The following is a 1023-nucleotide window of genomic DNA, read 5'->3' as shown; positions in this document are numbered from 1 at the left end:
GTCGAAGACGAACGTCTACTTTGCTCCGCTCCCGAAGGGATACTTACACCCGAACTACGCACAGAAATTCAAAAACGCAAACCTGAAATTATCTCCTTTATCAATAATACGCCTAACTCTACTGATACTGCAATACTACCTTTATGTGGAGGAGACGTGATATATCACGTCTCTACATCTGTAAACCCTCCTCTTTCTTTTGCTCAACAGAGGTTATGGTTTCTTGACCAGTTAGTACCAAATAATCCTTTCTATAATGTCCCCTTTGCGCTTCGTCTTATAGGTACACTAGACATAACAGCACTTCAATTTACTTTTCAAGAAATAATTCGGCGCCACGATGCTTTACGTACCAATTTTGTATTACACCAAGAACAACCAATTCAAGTTATCGCTCCCGAATTACAAACACCTTTAAAAATCATAGATTTACGTCACGTAGCAGAAAAAGAGCGCTCTGCACAAGCACAACAGGTAATTAGTCAAGAAATTCAAACTCCTTTCAATTTATTAAAAGGCTCTTTACTACGCATAATACTACTTAGGTTAGATGACACAGAGCATATATTATTGGTTAATCTGCACCACATCATTTCTGATGGTTGGTCTATTGGAGTGCTAATTAAAGAAATCGTAGCATTCTACCAAAACACACCATTACCCAAATTACCTATCCAATACTCAGACTTTGCACGTTGGCAACGTCAATACCTCCAAGGAGACATATTACAAAACCAATTAAATTACTGGCGCCATCATTTAGATAATATTTCAGTACTAAATTTGCCAACAGATAGACCAAGACCAGAATTAGCAACTCATAAAGGCAAAAGAAAATTTTTACAACTGCCTAAAACCCTAAGTCAAGCACTAAAAACTCTTTCACAGCAAGAAGGAGTAACCTTATTTATTACCTTACTGGCAGCATTCCAAATTTTACTCTACCGCTACACTCATCAAGATGATATTGCCATTGGTGTACCAATTGCCAACCGTAACCGCAGTGAAGTAGAAGGGTTAATT

1 protein-coding gene is annotated in these 1023 nt (G+C 37.8%); it reads left to right on the top strand.

What is annotated here, in order from left to right; genetic code table 11:
- The coding region (locus AC2JBO_RS45000; RefSeq protein WP_496960098.1) for a condensation domain-containing protein at window positions 1-1023 on the top strand (1023 nt) is incomplete at both ends.

This window comes from Calothrix sp. CBUCES-K 9914 (genome assembly GCF_059640475.1).
This window is presented reverse-complemented; position numbering and strand designations above follow the sequence as displayed.